Source organism: Enterobacter sp. 120016 (assembly GCF_018383635.1).
In the GTDB taxonomy this organism is placed as follows: Bacteria; Pseudomonadota; Gammaproteobacteria; order Enterobacterales; family Enterobacteriaceae; genus Enterobacter; species Enterobacter asburiae_D.
In genome coordinates this window covers 159,804-175,440 of sequence record NZ_JAHAWC010000002.1, presented here as the reverse complement: position 1 = coordinate 175,440, position 15,637 = coordinate 159,804, and the positions used below count along the sequence as shown (strand labels likewise).

Genomic DNA, 15,637 nt, shown 5'->3' with positions numbered 1-15,637 from the left:
GGCGCGCAGCGATCCGGGCCTACAGACGTCATATTGTAGGCCGGGTAAGCGCAGCGCCACCCGGCAAAACTACGTAATCCTAACCTATCAGGCTGACTCCGCCAGAGCAATATCCTCGCGCGTCTCGATGCGCTCCTTCCCGTGATAAATACGGGCGTGCTGCAGCCCAACAAACAGGCGCTCGCCCCGGTGCGGCGGCACGTCGTCGCGCATGACCACGGTCAGCGGCTCGGTATACCAGCCCAGCGGCTGTACCACCAATTGGGTGTAGTGACCTTTAGGGCTAGCTTCCAGCACCTGCACCGGCAGCGGTGAATCCAGGCTGGTTCGGCGGCTTACGTCCACTTCCCACGGACGCAGGAACAGATCGACCGGCCCCTGATGCGCGGAGGTATAGCCCAGCGGCCAGCGGTGCGCGCCAACGTGGAACTGGCCGCCGCGAATAGTGCCCTGAAGACGGTTTACCTCGCCCATAAACTCCAGCACAAAACGGGTCGCCGGTTCGCGCCAGAGCTGTTCCGGCTCGTCAACCTGCTCAATGTTGCCCTGGCTCATGACCACCACGCGATCCGCAACTTCCATCGCCTCTTCCTGATCGTGGGTCACGAAGACGCTGGTGAATTTCAGCTCTTCATGCAGCTGGCGCAGCCAGCGGCGCAGCTCTTTACGCACCTGCGCGTCCAGCGCGCCGAAAGGTTCATCCAGCAGCAGGATTTGCGGCTCAACGGCCAGCGCGCGCGCCAGCGCCACGCGCTGCTTCTGACCGCCGGAAAGCTGGGCCGGAAAACGGTCCGCCAGATGCGCAAGCTGCACCATCTCCAGCAGTTTGGTCACTTTCGCCTTAATGGTTGCCGCATCCGGGCGCTCGCGACGCGGCAGCACGGTCAGGCCAAACGCAATGTTGTCGAACACGGTCATGTGGCGGAACAGCGCGTAATGCTGGAACACAAAACCTACTTTACGATCGCGGGCATGCAGGCGGCTCACGTCGGTGCCGTGAAAGCGGATGTGCCCGCTGGTCTGATGCTCAAGCCCGGCGATAATACGCAGCAGCGTGGTTTTACCCGAGCCAGACGGCCCCAGCAGCGCCACCATTTGTCCGGAAGGGATATCCAGCGAGATATCATTCAGCACCTGGGTGCGACCAAAAGACTTCTTAATATTGGCAATCTCAATGCTCATGATTTCCCTCCTGATGCTGACGTTTTTCCTGATTTTCTAAACGCCACTGCACCACACTCTTCAAAAACAGGGTCAAAATGGCCATCAGCGTCAGCAACGCTGCGGCAGTAAACGAGCCGATGGTGTTGTAGTCCTGCTGCAGCAGCTCAATCTGTAGCGGCAGCGAAAGGGTTTCACCCCGGATGGAGCCGGAGACGACGGAAACGGCACCGAACTCGCCAATCGCGCGGGCGTTGGTCAACACCACGCCGTAAAGCAGCGCCCAGCGGATATTCGGCAGCGTCACGCGACGGAACATCTGCCAGCCTGACGCACCCAGCAGCACCGCCGCTTCGTCTTCGTTGCTGCCCTGGCTTAACATCACCGGCACCAGCTCACGCACCACAAACGGACAGGTCACGAAGATGGTGACCAGCACCATGCCCGGCCAGGCGAACATGATCTGCAGGTTATGCTCGTCCAGCCAGCCGCCCAATGGGCCGTTGGAGCCGTAAAAGAGCAGGTACACCAGACCCGCCACCACCGGCGATACGGCGAAAGGAATATCCAGCAGGGTCAGCAGCAGCTGACGTCCCGGAAAGTTGAAGCGGGTCACCAGCCAGGCCAACAGGGTCCCGAACACGAGGTTCACCGGCACGGTGATCAACGCGATCAGCACGGTCAGCCAGATGGCATGCAGCATATCCGGGTTCGCCAGGTTTTCCAGCGCGGGCATCAGGCCCTTGCTGAACGCCTGAACGAAGATATAAACCGTCGGCACGACGAGAATGAGGGCGGAAACCAGCACGCCCGCACCAATCAGAAACCATTTACCCCAGTTGATGCGGGGTGCATCGTATCGCTTCAATTGCGTAACTTCCGCCATCAGTGACCTACCACACGTCGACCAAAGCGACTTTGCAGAGTGTTAATCGAGTACAGCAGCAGCAGCGAGGCCGCCAGGATCACCGAGGCAATTGCGCTCGCCGCCGGATAATCAAACTCCTGCAAACGGATGAAAATCATCAGCGAGGTGACTTCTGTTTTCCAGGCAATGTTCCCGGCGATAAAAATCACCGCGCCGAACTCACCGAGGCTGCGGGTAAACGACAGCGCAACGCCCGCCATCAGCGCTGGAGACAGCTCCGGCAGAACCACCTTGCGGAAGCTCTGCCAGCGCGTGGCGCCCAGCGTTTCCGCCGCTTCTTCGTATTCCGGACCCAACTCTTCCAGCACCGGCTGCACGGTACGGACCACAAACGGGATGCTGGTAAAGGCCATCGCCACCGCGATACCGAGCCAGGTGTAGGTCACTTTGATGTCAAATTTCGCCAGCCACTCGCCGTACAGCCCGTTCACGGAGAAGAGCGACGCGAGGGTTAAGCCCGCCACCGCCGTCGGCAGCGCAAACGGCAGATCCATCAGGGCGTCAAGCAGCGTGCGGCCCGGGAAGCGATAGCGGGTTAAGATCCACGCCATCAGCAGGCCAAACACGCCGTTAAAAATGGAGGCGACAAACGCCGACAGCAGCGTCACCTTATAGGCCGCCACCACCTGCGGGTTGGTGACCACGTCCCAGTACTGCGCCCAGCTCATCTGAGCAAGCTGCATCACCAGCGCGCTGAGCGGCAACAGCAGGATCAGGCAGACGAACAGCAGGCTGGTCCCGAGGCTTAAGGTAAAGCCCGGCAGCACGCGTTTTGTCGAGACTGCAAACATTACTTATGCCCCGCCGCCAGCAATTTGTCTAACTCACCGCCGCTGGCAAAATGCGTTTTCATCACATCAGGCCAGGAGCCGAAATGATCTTCCACGCGGAACAAATCGGTCTGCGGGAATTTGTCTTTCAGTTTGTTCATCACGTCCGGGTTATTCACGCGGTAGTAGTAATCGGTAATGATGGTCTGCGCCTGCGGGCTGTACAGGTAGTTGAGATAGGCTTTTGCCGCTTTCTCGGTACCGTTTGCCTGCACGTTTTTATCCACCCACGCCACCGGGAACTCGGCCAGGATGTTGGTTTTCGGGATAACGACCTCAAAGCCCTGCGCTTCATACTGTTTGCGGATGTTATTCACTTCCGATTCAAAGCTGATAAGCACATCGCCGAGACCACGTTCTGCGAAGGTCGTGGTCGCCCCACGGCCGCCGGTATCAAACACTTCGACGTTTTTCAGGAACTGGGTCATGAACTGCTCGGTTTTGGCCTTATCGTTACCGTCAGCCTTGTCCGCCGCGCCCCACGCCGCTAAATAGGTATAACGCGCGTTACCGGAGGTTTTTGGGTTCGGGAAAATCAGCTTCACGTCGGAACGCACCAGGTCGCTCCAGTCGTGGATATTCTTCGGGTTGCCCTTACGCACCAGGAAGCCCATGGTCGAATAGAACGGCGAGCTGTTGTTCGGCAATCGGCTCTGCCAGTCGGCCGGAAGCAGCTTGCCTTTGTCGTGCAGGATCTGCACGTCGGTCACCTGGTTGTAGGTCACCACATCCGCTTTCAGGCCCTGCAAAATCGCCAGCGCCTGCTTGGACGACCCGGCGTGGGACTGCTTGATGGTCAGCTTGTCGCCGTTATTGTCTTTCGCCCACTGCTGTTCGAACGGTGGATTAAGGGCGGCAAACAGCTCGCGGGAGACGTCATACGAACTGTTTAACAGTTCAGTCGCCTGCGCCTGTGCCACCAGCAGTAAACCTGCCAGCGCCAGAGTTCCTTTTTTCAGTACAGTAACGGCCATTGCGCACCCTTATAAATGTGATGACTATCTTATAGTCATAATATTTATAACGGGGATGAAAGGAGTAACGGTTTTATATACCGTTTGGTGATTTAGAAGCAGAAAAGGGAATAAGGGGTGCGGCCTGATGCCCTCACCCCGGCCCTCTCCCACAGGGAGAGGGGGAAAGGCCATTACAGCGCCAGCAGACGCTCAACGGACGGCGCAAAGTAGTAGCCGCCGGTCACCGGTTTGGTGAAGCGCAGCATGGCGTCGCGCTTGCCGTCGGTATCGCCGAACATGCTCAGCAGCTGCTGCTCAATGTTATACAGGCGCGCGCAGTAAGCGCAGAAGTAAAGGCCGTGCGTGCCGCTGGCGGTACCGTACGGCAGGCTCTGGCGAACAATCTTCAGCCCTTTGCCATCTTCTTTCAGGTCAACGCGGGTCAGGTGAGAGGTAACGGGACGGTCGTCGCCGTCGATCTCTTCGTTGGCTTCTTTAGTACGACCAATCATCATCTCCTGGTCGTGCACGCTCATGCGGTTAAGCTGCTTGAGGTTGTGCTCCCAGCGCTGCACGAACACGTAGCTGCCGCCCGCGTCCACGCCGTCTTTGATTACCGCGACTTCACGACGCGTCTCTTCCCCAGCCGGGTTTTCCGTCCCGTCGACGAAGCCGCTCAGATCGCGCTCTTCGACCCAGCGGAAACCGTGAACCTCTTCCTGCACCTCAATGCTGTCGCCAAAGGCCGCCACCGCCGCCTGGGCAACGGAGAAGTTCACATCGTGACGCAGAGAAAGAATGTGGATCAGCACGTCGTACTGGGTCGCCGGCGCCAGACCTTTGCCGTAAGGGATGAAGTCTTTCAGCTCTTCCGCCCCTTCGCCACCGCTCAGCTGACGCCAGACGTTATTGCCAAAGGCAACAACGGCGCCGAGGTGGGCTTCCGGGAATTTGGCCTGGAAGGTGGCCAGCTTATCAACAAACGCTTTACTGGCCGCACGCAGGGCATCCACGTCCCCTTTAACATTGGCTTCAATCCAAATCGCCGCGCGGCAATGTTCTGGCAAAATGCCACTCTGAACCTGAGACATCGCTCCTCCTGAAATAAAGATGCCACGTCAGCGTGGCATTGATGGCGGGTATTATACCCGGATTTCAGCGAGGCGGTTTGTTCAGGCGCAAATTACTGCTTCCAGAGTATTTTGCTCACTTTCCAGCTCTTAAGCGTGTCGTCAGACGGCATCAGTCCTTCCGGGCCGCTCCAGGTTCCGGTGAAGACATAGCTGATGTGCTGGCTGCCTTCAGCCTTACATTCCACCGCAACCTTATCGTCAGACGGCGCGCTGGTGCAGTTGCCAAAAGCCTGCTTATAAAGTTCGCTAAACGGCGTACCCACCTTCACACCGCTCGCCGTCGGAATATCTTCATCCATCACGGCAATTCGGTTTACCGTGCCTTTGTCACCGTTGATCACCAGCGCCAGCTTGTCGCCCTTCAGCGCTTCGTAATAGCGAACAATATTGCCATTCTCCGTTTTCATGCCGCTGCGCAGGCGGTAATCGCTGCTGAGCGCATCCTGAATAGCATTCTGATCCAGCGCCGTCGCGGCGGTAATTTTCCCCACGCCCTGCTCGGTCACTTCCGTTGATGAGCCAAACCAGTTCCACGGATACGCGGCGGACCAGTTAATGGAGGAGAGCGTCGAACAGCCGGTCAACGCCAGCGGGAGAGCGCATAAAAGTAAACGCAGCGATTTCATTGAAACGTCCTTTCTTGTTAAATCAACGCTTGTTGGAGTGCGACATCGGCAAAAAGTGCCGGATTAATCATCCTGATGCGCAAAACAGGCGCGAAGACGCGGGTTGGTCAGCAGCCACAGCAGGGCCACAATATCGGCAACTACCAGCGCAACGCCAGTGCCCGTCAGCGGTTCACCGTACCACCAGAGTACCGGCTGCCAGAAGAGCAGCGCAACCTGGGCGAGGATCAGCAGCCAGCGAAGCGCGCGCCAAAAGCGGGGGATCGCCTGCCGTCGTCCGCTGCATAAAAAAGCGATCACCGCCGGTACGCCCGGCAGCAAGCCGAGCCAGAAGGCATCATGATCGGGATAAAAGAGATTCAGCAGCGTATCGCCCTGCCCGCGCGACGCGGCGGCCATCACAAACAGCACCCAGGTCCGGGCCTGCAGCAGCAGAACGCACCAGAATAAAAAGGGCAGCCTGACGCGGCCCTGCGCGTCATAGTCTGCCGGATGGATTTCAGTACTCTTCATCTTCGATCAGACGCTTTCCTAAACTCAGCACGTCAGCGTGTTCATAGCCCAGACGCTCATACATGCCCAGCACCACGTCGTTATCTTCCCGCACCATGATCTGGATTTTCGGACAGCCGCGGGCGATAAGCTTCTTCTCGAGCCGGTTCAGCAGCGCATTGGCGATGCCGCGGCCACGGTATTCCGGGTGGACGCCCAGATAATAGGCCGAGCCGCGGTGGCCGTCGTACCCGCCCATTACCGTCCCCACAACCTCACCGTTGACTTCCGCGACCAGAAACAGACTGACGTCGTGATTCACCTTACGTTCGATATCCATTTCCGGATCGTTCCACGGACGCAGCAGATCGCAGCGCTCCCAAAGGGTGATCACCTCTTCGAAATCTTCCTGGCGAAAAACGCGTATCTCCATGGTATTAACCGCCTTTTCGGGTTTAAAAACAGTGATTATGGCGCGAAGCACGCCTTTAGCCAATAACCGGGGAAAATCTCGCCAAAATTTGGCATAATGTCACTTTGTCACGTATTGAAATGAAAAGTAAAACAATTCTCAATATGGACTGTCGTAACGGGAAACACGATACGATATAACACCAGGACCCCTTTTTTTAGTATTCAGGCCGCATGAGCACATTCAAACCATTAAAAGCACTCACATCGCGTCGTCAGGTTCTCAAAGCGGGGCTGGCGGCCTTAACGTTAACGGGCATCGCAAAGCAGGCTCAGGCGAAAGACGAGAGCACGCTCAAAACCAGTAACGGACACAGCAAACCGAAAACCAAAAAGCCTGGCGCGAAGCGTCTGGTGATGCTTGACCCGGGCCACGGCGGTATTGATACCGGCGCCATCGGCAAAAACGGGTCGAAAGAAAAACACGTCGTGCTGGCAATTGCAAAAAATGTGCGCGCAATTTTACGCAGTAACGGCATTGACGCCCGTCTGACGCGCTCTGGCGATACCTTTATTCCGCTGTATGACCGCGTAGAAATCGCCCACCAGCACGGCGCGGATCTGTTTATGTCGATCCACGCCGACGGCTTTACCAACCCTTCTGCGGCCGGTGCCTCGGTGTTTGCGCTTTCCAACCGTGGCGCCAGTAGCGCCATGGCAAAATACCTCTCCGACCGCGAAAACCGGGCGGATGAAGTCGCCGGGAAGAAAGCCACTGATAAAGATCATCTGCTACAGCAGGTGCTGTTCGACCTCGTGCAGACGGATACGATCAAAAACAGCCTGACGCTCGGCTCGCATATTCTGAAGAAGATTAAGCCGGTGCATCGTCTGCACAGCAAAGGCACCGAGCAGGCGGCGTTCGTGGTCCTGAAATCACCGTCCATCCCGTCCGTGCTGGTGGAAACCTCCTTCATTACCAACCCGGAAGAAGAGCGGCTCCTCGGCACCACGGCGTTTCGTCAGAAGATCGCCAACGCCATCGCCTCCGGCATTATCAGCTACTTCAACTGGTTCGATAACCAGAAAGCGCACTCCAGGAAACGTTGATGAAACCCGATGCTCAACTGGTAAAAACCTTCCTGCTGCAGCTGCAGGATGAGATCTGCCAGAAACTGGCCGCCGCAGACGGCGGTGAATTTCAGGAAGATAGCTGGCAGCGCGAGGCCGGGGGCGGCGGGCGCAGCCGCGTGCTGCGAAACGGCGGCATCTTTGAACAGGCGGGCGTGAATTTTTCCCACGTTCACGGCGACGCCATGCCCGCGTCTGCGACGGCGCATCGCCCTGAGCTGGCGGGCCGCAGCTTCGAGGCGATGGGCGTCTCGCTGGTGGTACATCCGCACAACCCGTTTGTGCCCACCAGCCACGCCAACGTGCGCTTTTTCATTGCGGAAAAACCGGGCGCCGACCCGGTCTGGTGGTTCGGCGGCGGTTTCGACTTAACGCCCTACTACGGCTTCGAAGAGGATGCCGTGTACTGGCACACCACCGCTCGGGACCTCTGTCTGCCGTTTGGCGAAGAGGTCTACCCGAAATTTAAAAAGTGGTGCGACGACTACTTTTACCTGAAGCACCGCGACGAGCAGCGCGGCATCGGCGGGCTGTTCTTTGACGATCTCAACGCGCCTGATTTTGATACCGCGTTCAGCTTTATGCGCGCGGTAGGCGAAGGCTATACCGACGCCTATCTGCCGATTGTGGAGCGCCGTAAAAACACCGACTACGGCGTGCGCGAACGTGAGTTCCAGCTTTACCGCCGCGGGCGCTACGTGGAGTTCAACCTGGTGTGGGATCGCGGGACGCTGTTCGGCCTGCAGACCGGCGGGCGCACGGAGTCGATTCTGATGTCGATGCCGCCGCTGGTGCGCTGGGAGTACTGCTACGAACCAAAAGAAGGCAGCCCGGAGGCTGCCTTGCGTGAGTTTATTCAGGTTCGGGACTGGGTGTAGCTGCCGGATGGCGCTGCGCTTATCCGGCCTACTCAACCCGTAGGTCGGGTAAGCGAACGCGCCACCCGACACCACGCGCTTACAGAGGCTGCGTCTGCGCCTCAACCACCGCCAGCGCCACCATGTTCACGATACGACGCACGGAGGCAATCGGCGTTAACACATGCACCGGTTTCGCCACGCCCATCAGTACCGGTCCTACGGTCACCCCTTCAGAGCTGGAGACGCGCAGCAGGTTATAGCTGATACGCGCCGCTTCCACGTTCGGCATAATCAGTATGTTGGCCGATCCCTTCAGCGGGCTGTCCGGCATACGTTCGTTACGGATGCTCTCCACCAGCGCGGCGTCGCCATGCATCTCCCCGTCAATCATCAGCTCCGGCGCACGCTCGCGCACCAGCTCCAGCGTCTGGCGCATTTTGCAGGCCGCCGCTGATTTAGACGAACCAAAGTTAGAGTGCGACAGCAGCGCCACCTTCGGCTCGATGCCAAAGCGACGGACGGTCTCGGCGGCCATCACGGTGATCTCCGCCAGCTCGTCCGGGGTCGGATCGTCGTTAACGTAGGTATCGGCAATAAAGGTGTTGCCGCTCGGCAGCAGCAGCGCGTTCATCGCCCCGGCGGTATGGACGCCGTCGCGATAGCCGAAGATCTCCTGCACCACGCTAAAGTGCTCGTGGTAATCGCCGATGGTACCGCAGATCAGCGCATCCGCCTCGCCGCGATGCACCATGATCGCGCCGATCACCGTGGTGTTGCTGATCACCGCTTTCTGCGCCTGCTCCTGGGTGATCCCCCGGCGCTTCATGATCGCGTAGTATTCGCTCCAGTACTCTTTGAAGCGCGGATCGGATTCGTTGTTAACGATCTCGAAGTCGACGCCCGGCTTAATCTGCAGGCCCAGCTTCTGGATACGCATCTCAATCACGCTCGGACGACCAATCAGGATCGGTTTCGCCAGGCCTAAGGTGATCAGCTCCTGGGTGGCGTGCAGCACGCGCGCCTCTTCCCCTTCCGCCAGCACGACGCGCTTCGCGTCGGCGCGCGCCTGGGAGAAGATCGGCTTCATGAACAGGTTCGTTTTATAGACAAACTCGGTGAGCTTATCGACGTAAGCGTCGAAGTCCTGAATCGGACGCGTCGCCACGCCAGAGTCCATCGCCGCTTTGGCCACCGCTGGAGCAATTTTGACAATCAGACGCGGGTCGAACGGTTTTGGAATGATGTAGTCCGGTCCGAAGCTCAAATCCTGATCGCCGTAGGCTGAGGCAACCACCTCGCTCTGCTCGGCGTGGGCCAGCTCCGCGATGGCGTGAACGGCGGCAAGCTTCATCTCTTCGTTGATCGCCGTTGCGCCAACGTCCAGCGCGCCGCGGAAGATGAACGGGAAGCAGAGCACGTTGTTGACCTGGTTCGGGTAGTCGGAACGACCGGTACAGATAATGGCGTCTTCACGCACCGCTTTCGCCAGCGGCGGCAGGATTTCCGGCTCAGGGTTCGCCAGGGCCAGGATCATTGGCGCACGCGCCATCTTCTTCACCATCTCCTGGGTCAACACTTTCGGACCAGAGCAGCCGAGGAAGATATCCGCGCCGTCGATCACGTCGTCCAGGGTGCGTTTACCGTCGTCGTCCACCGCATACGCCGCTTTGGTTTCCGCCATGTTCGGCTCGCGGTCTTTATAGATAACGCCCTTGGAGTCGCAGACCACAATGTTGTGTTTCTGCATACCCAGCGCTACCAGCAGGTTCATACAGGCGATGGCCGCCGCGCCTGCGCCAGACACCACCATGCGCACGTCGGAGAGATTTTTCTCAACCACGCGCAGGCCGTTCAGAATCGCGGCGGTGCTGATAATCGCGGTGCCGTGCTGGTCATCGTGGAACACGGGAATGTTCATACGCTCGCGCAGCTTCTGCTCGATATAGAAACATTCCGGCGCTTTGATGTCTTCCAGGTTAATCCCGCCGAAGGTCGGCTCCAGCGCGGCCACCACGTTGATGAATTTGTCAGGATCGAGTTCGTCCACCTCGATATCGAACACATCGATACCGGCGAATTTCTTGAACAGTACCCCCTTCCCTTCCATCACCGGCTTGCCGGCCAGCGCACCGATGTTGCCCAGCCCCAGCACCGCCGTGCCGTTAGAGATCACGGCGACAAGATTGCCACGCGCGGTGTATTTGTAGGCCGCCAGCGGGTCTTTTTCGATTTCCAGACACGGGGCAGCGACGCCCGGCGAATAGGCCAGCGCCAGATCGCGCTGGGTTGCCAGCGGCTTGGTTGGGGAGACCTGGATTTTCCCCGGGACAGGAAACTCGTGAAAATCGAGGGCACTCTGTTTTAACTGATCGTCCATCTTGTTATTCCTTTTACGTATCGGTCAGATAGTATCGCCGCAGGACAGCGCATAAACTTTGAAGGCTGCCAAACTCTCACCATCACACATTAAAAATTGTTATCAATTTATAACAGCCATGTTACCCGTCTCAAAAGCAATGCCTCCCCCGTCTGCTATGCTTTTTTGTTAAGTCCATCATGATTTTTCCAGAAGTGTGAACTAACGCACTCATCTAACTCTTTTATTTCCAAGGAGTAATCATTTATGAACCAGCTAGACGGCATCAAAAAATTCACCACCGTGGTTGCAGACAGCGGCGATATCGAGTCGATTCGCCACTATCAGCCGGAGGATGCGACCACCAACCCTTCGCTGCTGCTGAAAGCGGCCGGGCTTGCCCATTTTAGCCATCTGATTGATGACGCCATTGCCTACGGTAAACAGCGCGGGAAAACGCAGGAGCAGCAGGTCGCCGAAGCCAGCGACAAGCTGGCGGTTAATTTTGGTGCGGAAATTCTTAAAAGCATCCCGGGACGCGTCTCAACCGAAGTCGACGCCCGTCTCTCGTTCGATAAAGAAAAGAGCATTAATAAGGCGCGTCGTCTGGTTGAGCTCTATCAGGAACAGGGAATCGATAAATCACGCATTCTGATCAAGCTCGCCTCCACCTGGGAAGGCATCCGCGCGGCAGAGGTACTGGAAAAAGAGGGCATCCACTGCAACCTGACGCTGCTGTTCTCGTTTGCCCAGGCGCGCGCCTGCGCTGAAGCGGGCGTGTTCCTCGTCTCGCCGTTTGTCGGGCGCATCTACGACTGGTATCAGGCGAAACAGCCGATGGATCCGTACGTGGTGGATGAGGATCCGGGCGTAAAATCGGTCCGTAATATCTACGACTATTACAAACAGCACCGCTACGAAACCATCGTGATGGGGGCCAGCTTCCGCCGTACCGAGCAGATCCTCGCCCTGGCAGGCTGCGACCGCCTGACCATCTCCCCTAACCTGCTCCAGGAGCTACAGGACAAAGAAGAAACGGTGATCCGCAAGCTGGTGCCGACCTCCACAGTTCTGCCAAAACCGAAAACCATGACCGAAGCGGAGTTCCGCTGGGAGCACAACCAGGACGCGATGGCTGTCGAAAAACTGGCGGAAGGTATCCGCCTGTTCGCCGTCGACCAGCGCAAACTTGAAGATCTTCTCGCCGCCAAACTTTAACCTTGCCACGGAGTGAACTATGTCCCGTAAAGAGCTAGCCAATGCCATTCGCGCCCTCAGCATGGATGCCGTGCAGAAAGCCAATTCCGGCCACCCCGGCGCGCCGATGGGCATGGCTGATATTGCCGAAGTGCTGTGGAACGATTTTCTGAAGCACAACCCGAATGACCCCACCTGGTACGATCGCGACCGCTTTATTCTCTCCAACGGTCACGCCTCAATGCTGCTCTACAGCCTGCTGCACCTTTCCGGCTACGATCTGCCGCTCGAGGAGCTGAAAAACTTCCGCCAGCTGCACTCCAAAACGCCGGGTCACCCGGAGATTGGCTATACGCCCGGGGTGGAAACCACCACCGGGCCGCTCGGTCAGGGGCTGGCCAATGCGGTTGGGCTGGCCATTGCCGAACGCACGCTGGCGGCGCAGTTTAACCAGCCGGACCATGAGATTGTCGACCATTACACCTACGTGTTTATGGGCGACGGCTGCCTGATGGAGGGGATCTCCCACGAGGTCTGCTCCCTGGCGGGCACGCTGGGGCTCGGCAAGCTGATTGGCTTCTACGATCACAACGGCATCTCCATCGACGGGGAGACCGAAGGCTGGTTTACCGACGACACGGCAAAACGCTTCGAAGCCTACCACTGGCACGTGGTGCACGAGATCGACGGCCATGACCCTGAGGCGGTGAAAAAAGCAATTCAGGAAGCGCAGAGCGTGAAGGACAAACCGTCCCTGATTATCTGCCGCACGGTGATCGGCTTCGGCTCGCCGAACAAGGCGGGCAAAGAAGAGGCGCACGGCGCGGCGCTGGGTGACGAGGAAGTGGCGCTGACCCGGCAGAAGCTGGGCTGGAAATACCCGCCGTTTGAGATCCCGAAAGAGATCTACAGAGCCTGGGATGCCCGTGAAGACGGTGAGAAAGCCCAGCACGCCTGGAACGATAAATTTGCCGCCTACAAAAAAGCGCATCCTGAGCTGGCGGCCGAGTTTTCCCGCCGCATGAGCGGCGGTCTGCCGGAAGACTGGGACGATAAAACCCAGGCGCTGATTGAAAACCTGCAGTCCAACCCGGCGAAAATCGCCACCCGTAAGGCGTCGCAAAATACGCTGAACGCAATCGGCCCTATTCTGCCCGAACTGCTCGGCGGCTCGGCGGACCTGGCGCCAAGCAACCTGACGATCTGGTCCGGCTCAAAATCGCTCAAAGAGGACATCGCCGGGAACTACATCCACTACGGCGTGCGCGAGTTCGGGATGACCGCCATTGCCAACGGCATCGCCCATCACGGCGGGTTTGTGCCGTACACCGCAACCTTCCTGATGTTTGTCGAGTACGCCCGTAACGCGGCGCGCATGGCGGCGCTGATGAAGGCGCGGCAAATCATGGTCTACACCCATGACTCCATCGGGCTGGGGGAAGACGGGCCCACGCACCAAGCGGTTGAACAGCTGGCGAGCCTGCGCCTGACGCCCAACTTCAGCACCTGGCGTCCGTGCGATCAGGTCGAAGCGGCGGTGGGCTGGAAGCTGGCGGTGGAACGCCACAATGGCCCAACGGCACTGATTCTGTCACGCCAGAACCTGGCGCAGATCGAGCGTACTCCGGAGCAGGTGAAAAACATCGCCCGCGGCGGCTACATTCTGAAGGACAGCGGCGGCAAGCCGGACGTGATCCTGATTGCCACCGGTTCCGAGGTGGAAATCACGGTGAAAGCGGCGGAGAAACTGACCGCCGAAGGACACGCGGTGCGCGTAGTTTCCCTGCCTTCTACGGATATTTTTGACGCTCAGGACGAGGCGTACCGGGAATCGGTCCTGCCGTCCAGCGTCGCGGCTCGCGTGGCGGTGGAAGCCGGTATTGCCGACTACTGGTACAAGTATGTCGGGCTCAAAGGGGCGATTGTCGGGATGCGGGGCTACGGTGAGTCCGCCCCTGCCGATAAGCTGTTCCCGTACTTCGGCTTTACCGTTGAGAACGTGGTGGAGAAGGCGCTGAGCGTGCTGTAGTGCTTTTGCCGGGTGGCGCTGTCGCTTACCCGGCCTACAAAAATCGGGTGGCTTTGCCACCCTTTTTATACCACCCGCACACCCGCCGCCATCGCCCGCTCCGGCGTTAACAACACGCTTTCGCTGGCGTCATCGGTTTCCGCGCAGAGCAACATGCATTCAGACGTTTCGCCGCGCATCTTCGCTTTCGCCAGATTACACAGCACCACCACCGTTTTTCCCATAAGCTCTTCTTCCCGGTAATAGGGCACCAGGCTGGTGACGGTTTGCAGCGTTTTTCCGCCCACATCAATCTGCGCGATATAGAGTTTATCTGCGTTAGCGTGGCGCTTAACGTCCACGATCGTCCCCACGCGGATCTCCAGCTTTGCAAAGTCATCGTAAGCTATCGTGTCCATGCTCTCTCCTTAGTAAAATTTTACTAAATACTAGCACGCAATTTGCCGGAAGCAATGGGCAGGATATTTAGTAAAAACTGATGCATGTCCTGGCCCATCCTTTACAATGGGTTATCACGTGGGGAATAAGGACAAACATGGCTACGCTCAAAGACATCGCGACGGAGGCTGGCGTTTCGCTGGCGACGGTATCCCGGGTTTTAAACGATGACCCAACGTTGAACGTAAAAGAAGAGACCAAACACCGCATTCTGGAGATTGCGGAAAAGCTGGAATATAAGAGCACAACGTCTCGCAAAATGCAGTCTGCCTCGGTGGGTCAGCAACACATTCTGGCACTCTACAGCTACCAGCAAGAGCTGGAGATTAACGACCCTTACTACCTTGCCATCCGCCACGGCATCGAGACGCAGTGTGAAAAACTGGGCGTGGAGCTAAGCAACTGTTACGCCAGTGCCACCCTGCCGGAGAGTAAAAAACTGACCGGCGTACTGATTGTGGGCAAACCTTCATCAGCCACTCGCCGTAGCGCAATGGCCCTGACGGACAACGTCTGCTTTATCGATTTTCACGAGCCCGGCAGCGCCTTCGACTCCGTCGACATTGACCTCTCGCGCATCAGCAAGCAGATCGTTGATTTCTTTATCGATCAGGGCGTTAAGCGCATTGGCTTTATCGGCGGGGAAGATGAACCCGGCAAAGCCGATATCCGCGAAGCCGCTTTTGTCGAGTATGGCCGTTTGAAAGGAGTGGTATCTGAACAGGATATCTGGCGCGGCGGTTTTTCCAGCTCGTCCGGATACGAACTGGCAAAAACCATGCTGGCTCAGACAAGCTGGCCAACCGCCCTGTTTGTGGCCTCTGATTCGATAGCCATCGGCGTCTTGCGCGCTATCCATGAAAAAGGGCTGGCGATCCCGGAGGACATTTCGCTCATTAGCGTGAACGATATCCCGACCGCCCGCTTCACCTTCCCGCCGCTCTCTACCGTACGCATCCACTCTGAAATGATGGGCAGCCAGGGGGTTAACCTGCTGCTGGAAAAATCCCGCGATGGCCGGGCGCTGCCGCTGCAGGTCTTCGTGCCGAGCGTGCTGAAACTGCGCGGCACCACCCGCTAATCCCCTCG

General features: G+C 58.1%; 15 protein-coding genes. 5 read left to right on the top strand and 10 right to left on the bottom strand.

Annotated elements, in window-relative coordinates; translation table 11 throughout:
• Positions 1 to 87 precede the first annotated feature (87 nt).
• The 8 genes from cysA to KIF87_RS05020 all read right to left on the bottom strand — a co-directional run bounded on the left by cysA (position 88) and on the right by KIF87_RS05020 (position 6,559).
• Positions 88 to 1,182, bottom strand: coding sequence for a sulfate/thiosulfate ABC transporter ATP-binding protein CysA (cysA, locus tag KIF87_RS05055; RefSeq protein WP_008501607.1), 1,095 nt, complete (start codon positions 1,180 to 1,182; stop codon positions 88 to 90).
• Positions 1,172 to 2,047, bottom strand: coding sequence for a sulfate/thiosulfate ABC transporter permease CysW (gene cysW, locus KIF87_RS05050; protein WP_023308733.1), 876 nt, complete (start codon positions 2,045 to 2,047; stop codon positions 1,172 to 1,174). Before cysW ends, cysA begins: the two co-directional genes overlap by 11 nt.
• Complete coding sequence (gene cysT / locus KIF87_RS05045; protein WP_004123378.1) at positions 2,047 to 2,880, bottom strand: sulfate/thiosulfate ABC transporter permease CysT; 834 nt, start codon at positions 2,878 to 2,880, stop codon at positions 2,047 to 2,049. Before cysT ends, cysW begins: the two co-directional genes overlap by 1 nt.
• Positions 2,880 to 3,893, bottom strand: a complete 1,014-nt coding sequence (locus KIF87_RS05040) for a sulfate ABC transporter substrate-binding protein (RefSeq protein ID WP_045888597.1) — start codon at positions 3,891 to 3,893, stop codon at positions 2,880 to 2,882. The genes cysT and KIF87_RS05040 overlap by 1 nt, the downstream gene beginning before the upstream one ends.
• Before the next feature lie 173 nt (positions 3,894 to 4,066).
• Positions 4,067 to 4,966: a Dyp-type peroxidase gene (locus KIF87_RS05035; RefSeq protein WP_039263701.1), complete on the bottom strand. Its 900-nt coding sequence runs from the start codon at positions 4,964 to 4,966 to the stop codon at positions 4,067 to 4,069.
• Positions 4,967 to 5,058: 92 nt separating this feature from the next.
• Positions 5,059 to 5,634 carry an RpoE-regulated lipoprotein gene (locus tag KIF87_RS05030; protein ID WP_213328106.1) on the bottom strand — a complete coding sequence of 192 codons (576 nt, stop codon included), beginning with the start codon at positions 5,632 to 5,634 and terminating at the stop codon, positions 5,059 to 5,061.
• Between the two features lie 63 nt (positions 5,635 to 5,697).
• Entirely contained in the window at positions 5,698 to 6,147 is a 450-nt protein-coding gene (locus tag KIF87_RS05025; protein ID WP_032659317.1) for a DUF2919 domain-containing protein, read from the bottom strand.
• Positions 6,134 to 6,559 carry a GNAT family acetyltransferase gene (locus KIF87_RS05020; RefSeq protein ID WP_032643505.1) on the bottom strand — a complete coding sequence of 142 codons (426 nt, stop codon included), beginning with the start codon at positions 6,557 to 6,559 and terminating at the stop codon, positions 6,134 to 6,136. Before KIF87_RS05020 ends, KIF87_RS05025 begins: the two co-directional genes overlap by 14 nt.
• 212 nt (positions 6,560 to 6,771) lie before the next feature.
• On the opposite strand from KIF87_RS05020, the gene amiA reads away from it, so the two are divergent.
• Both amiA and hemF read left to right on the top strand, forming a co-directional pair.
• The gene (gene amiA, locus KIF87_RS05015) at positions 6,772 to 7,647 is read left to right on the top strand and encodes an N-acetylmuramoyl-L-alanine amidase AmiA (protein WP_023308739.1); all 876 of its coding nucleotides are present in this window, start codon (positions 6,772 to 6,774) and stop codon (positions 7,645 to 7,647) included.
• Positions 7,647 to 8,546 (top strand): oxygen-dependent coproporphyrinogen oxidase, encoded by a 900-nt coding sequence (hemF, locus tag KIF87_RS05010; protein WP_213328105.1) that lies wholly within the window; start codon positions 7,647 to 7,649, stop codon positions 8,544 to 8,546. The genes amiA and hemF overlap by 1 nt, the downstream gene beginning before the upstream one ends.
• Before the next feature lie 79 nt (positions 8,547 to 8,625).
• Here hemF and maeB read toward each other — a convergent pair whose 3' ends face one another.
• Complete coding sequence (gene maeB, locus KIF87_RS05005) at positions 8,626 to 10,905, bottom strand: NADP-dependent oxaloacetate-decarboxylating malate dehydrogenase (RefSeq protein WP_121425205.1); 2,280 nt, start codon at positions 10,903 to 10,905, stop codon at positions 8,626 to 8,628.
• A 246-nt stretch (positions 10,906 to 11,151) separates the two neighbouring features.
• Between maeB and tal the strand changes: the two genes are divergently transcribed.
• Together tal and tkt are read left to right on the top strand one after the other, a co-directional pair.
• Positions 11,152 to 12,102: a transaldolase gene (gene tal / locus KIF87_RS05000; RefSeq protein WP_061714673.1), complete on the top strand. Its 951-nt coding sequence runs from the start codon at positions 11,152 to 11,154 to the stop codon at positions 12,100 to 12,102.
• A gap of 19 nt (positions 12,103 to 12,121) precedes the next feature.
• Positions 12,122 to 14,110, top strand: coding sequence for a transketolase (gene tkt, locus KIF87_RS04995; RefSeq protein ID WP_213328104.1), 1,989 nt, complete (start codon positions 12,122 to 12,124; stop codon positions 14,108 to 14,110).
• A gap of 65 nt (positions 14,111 to 14,175) precedes the next feature.
• Here tkt and KIF87_RS04990 read toward each other — a convergent pair whose 3' ends face one another.
• Entirely contained in the window at positions 14,176 to 14,508 is a 333-nt protein-coding gene (locus KIF87_RS04990; protein ID WP_024907583.1) for a tRNA-binding protein, read from the bottom strand.
• A gap of 137 nt (positions 14,509 to 14,645) precedes the next feature.
• Here KIF87_RS04990 and ebgR point away from each other — a divergent pair, with 137 nt between their 5' ends.
• Positions 14,646 to 15,629, top strand: coding sequence for a transcriptional regulator EbgR (ebgR, locus tag KIF87_RS04985; RefSeq protein WP_213328103.1), 984 nt, complete (start codon positions 14,646 to 14,648; stop codon positions 15,627 to 15,629).
• Positions 15,630 to 15,637: the final 8 nt, after the last annotated feature.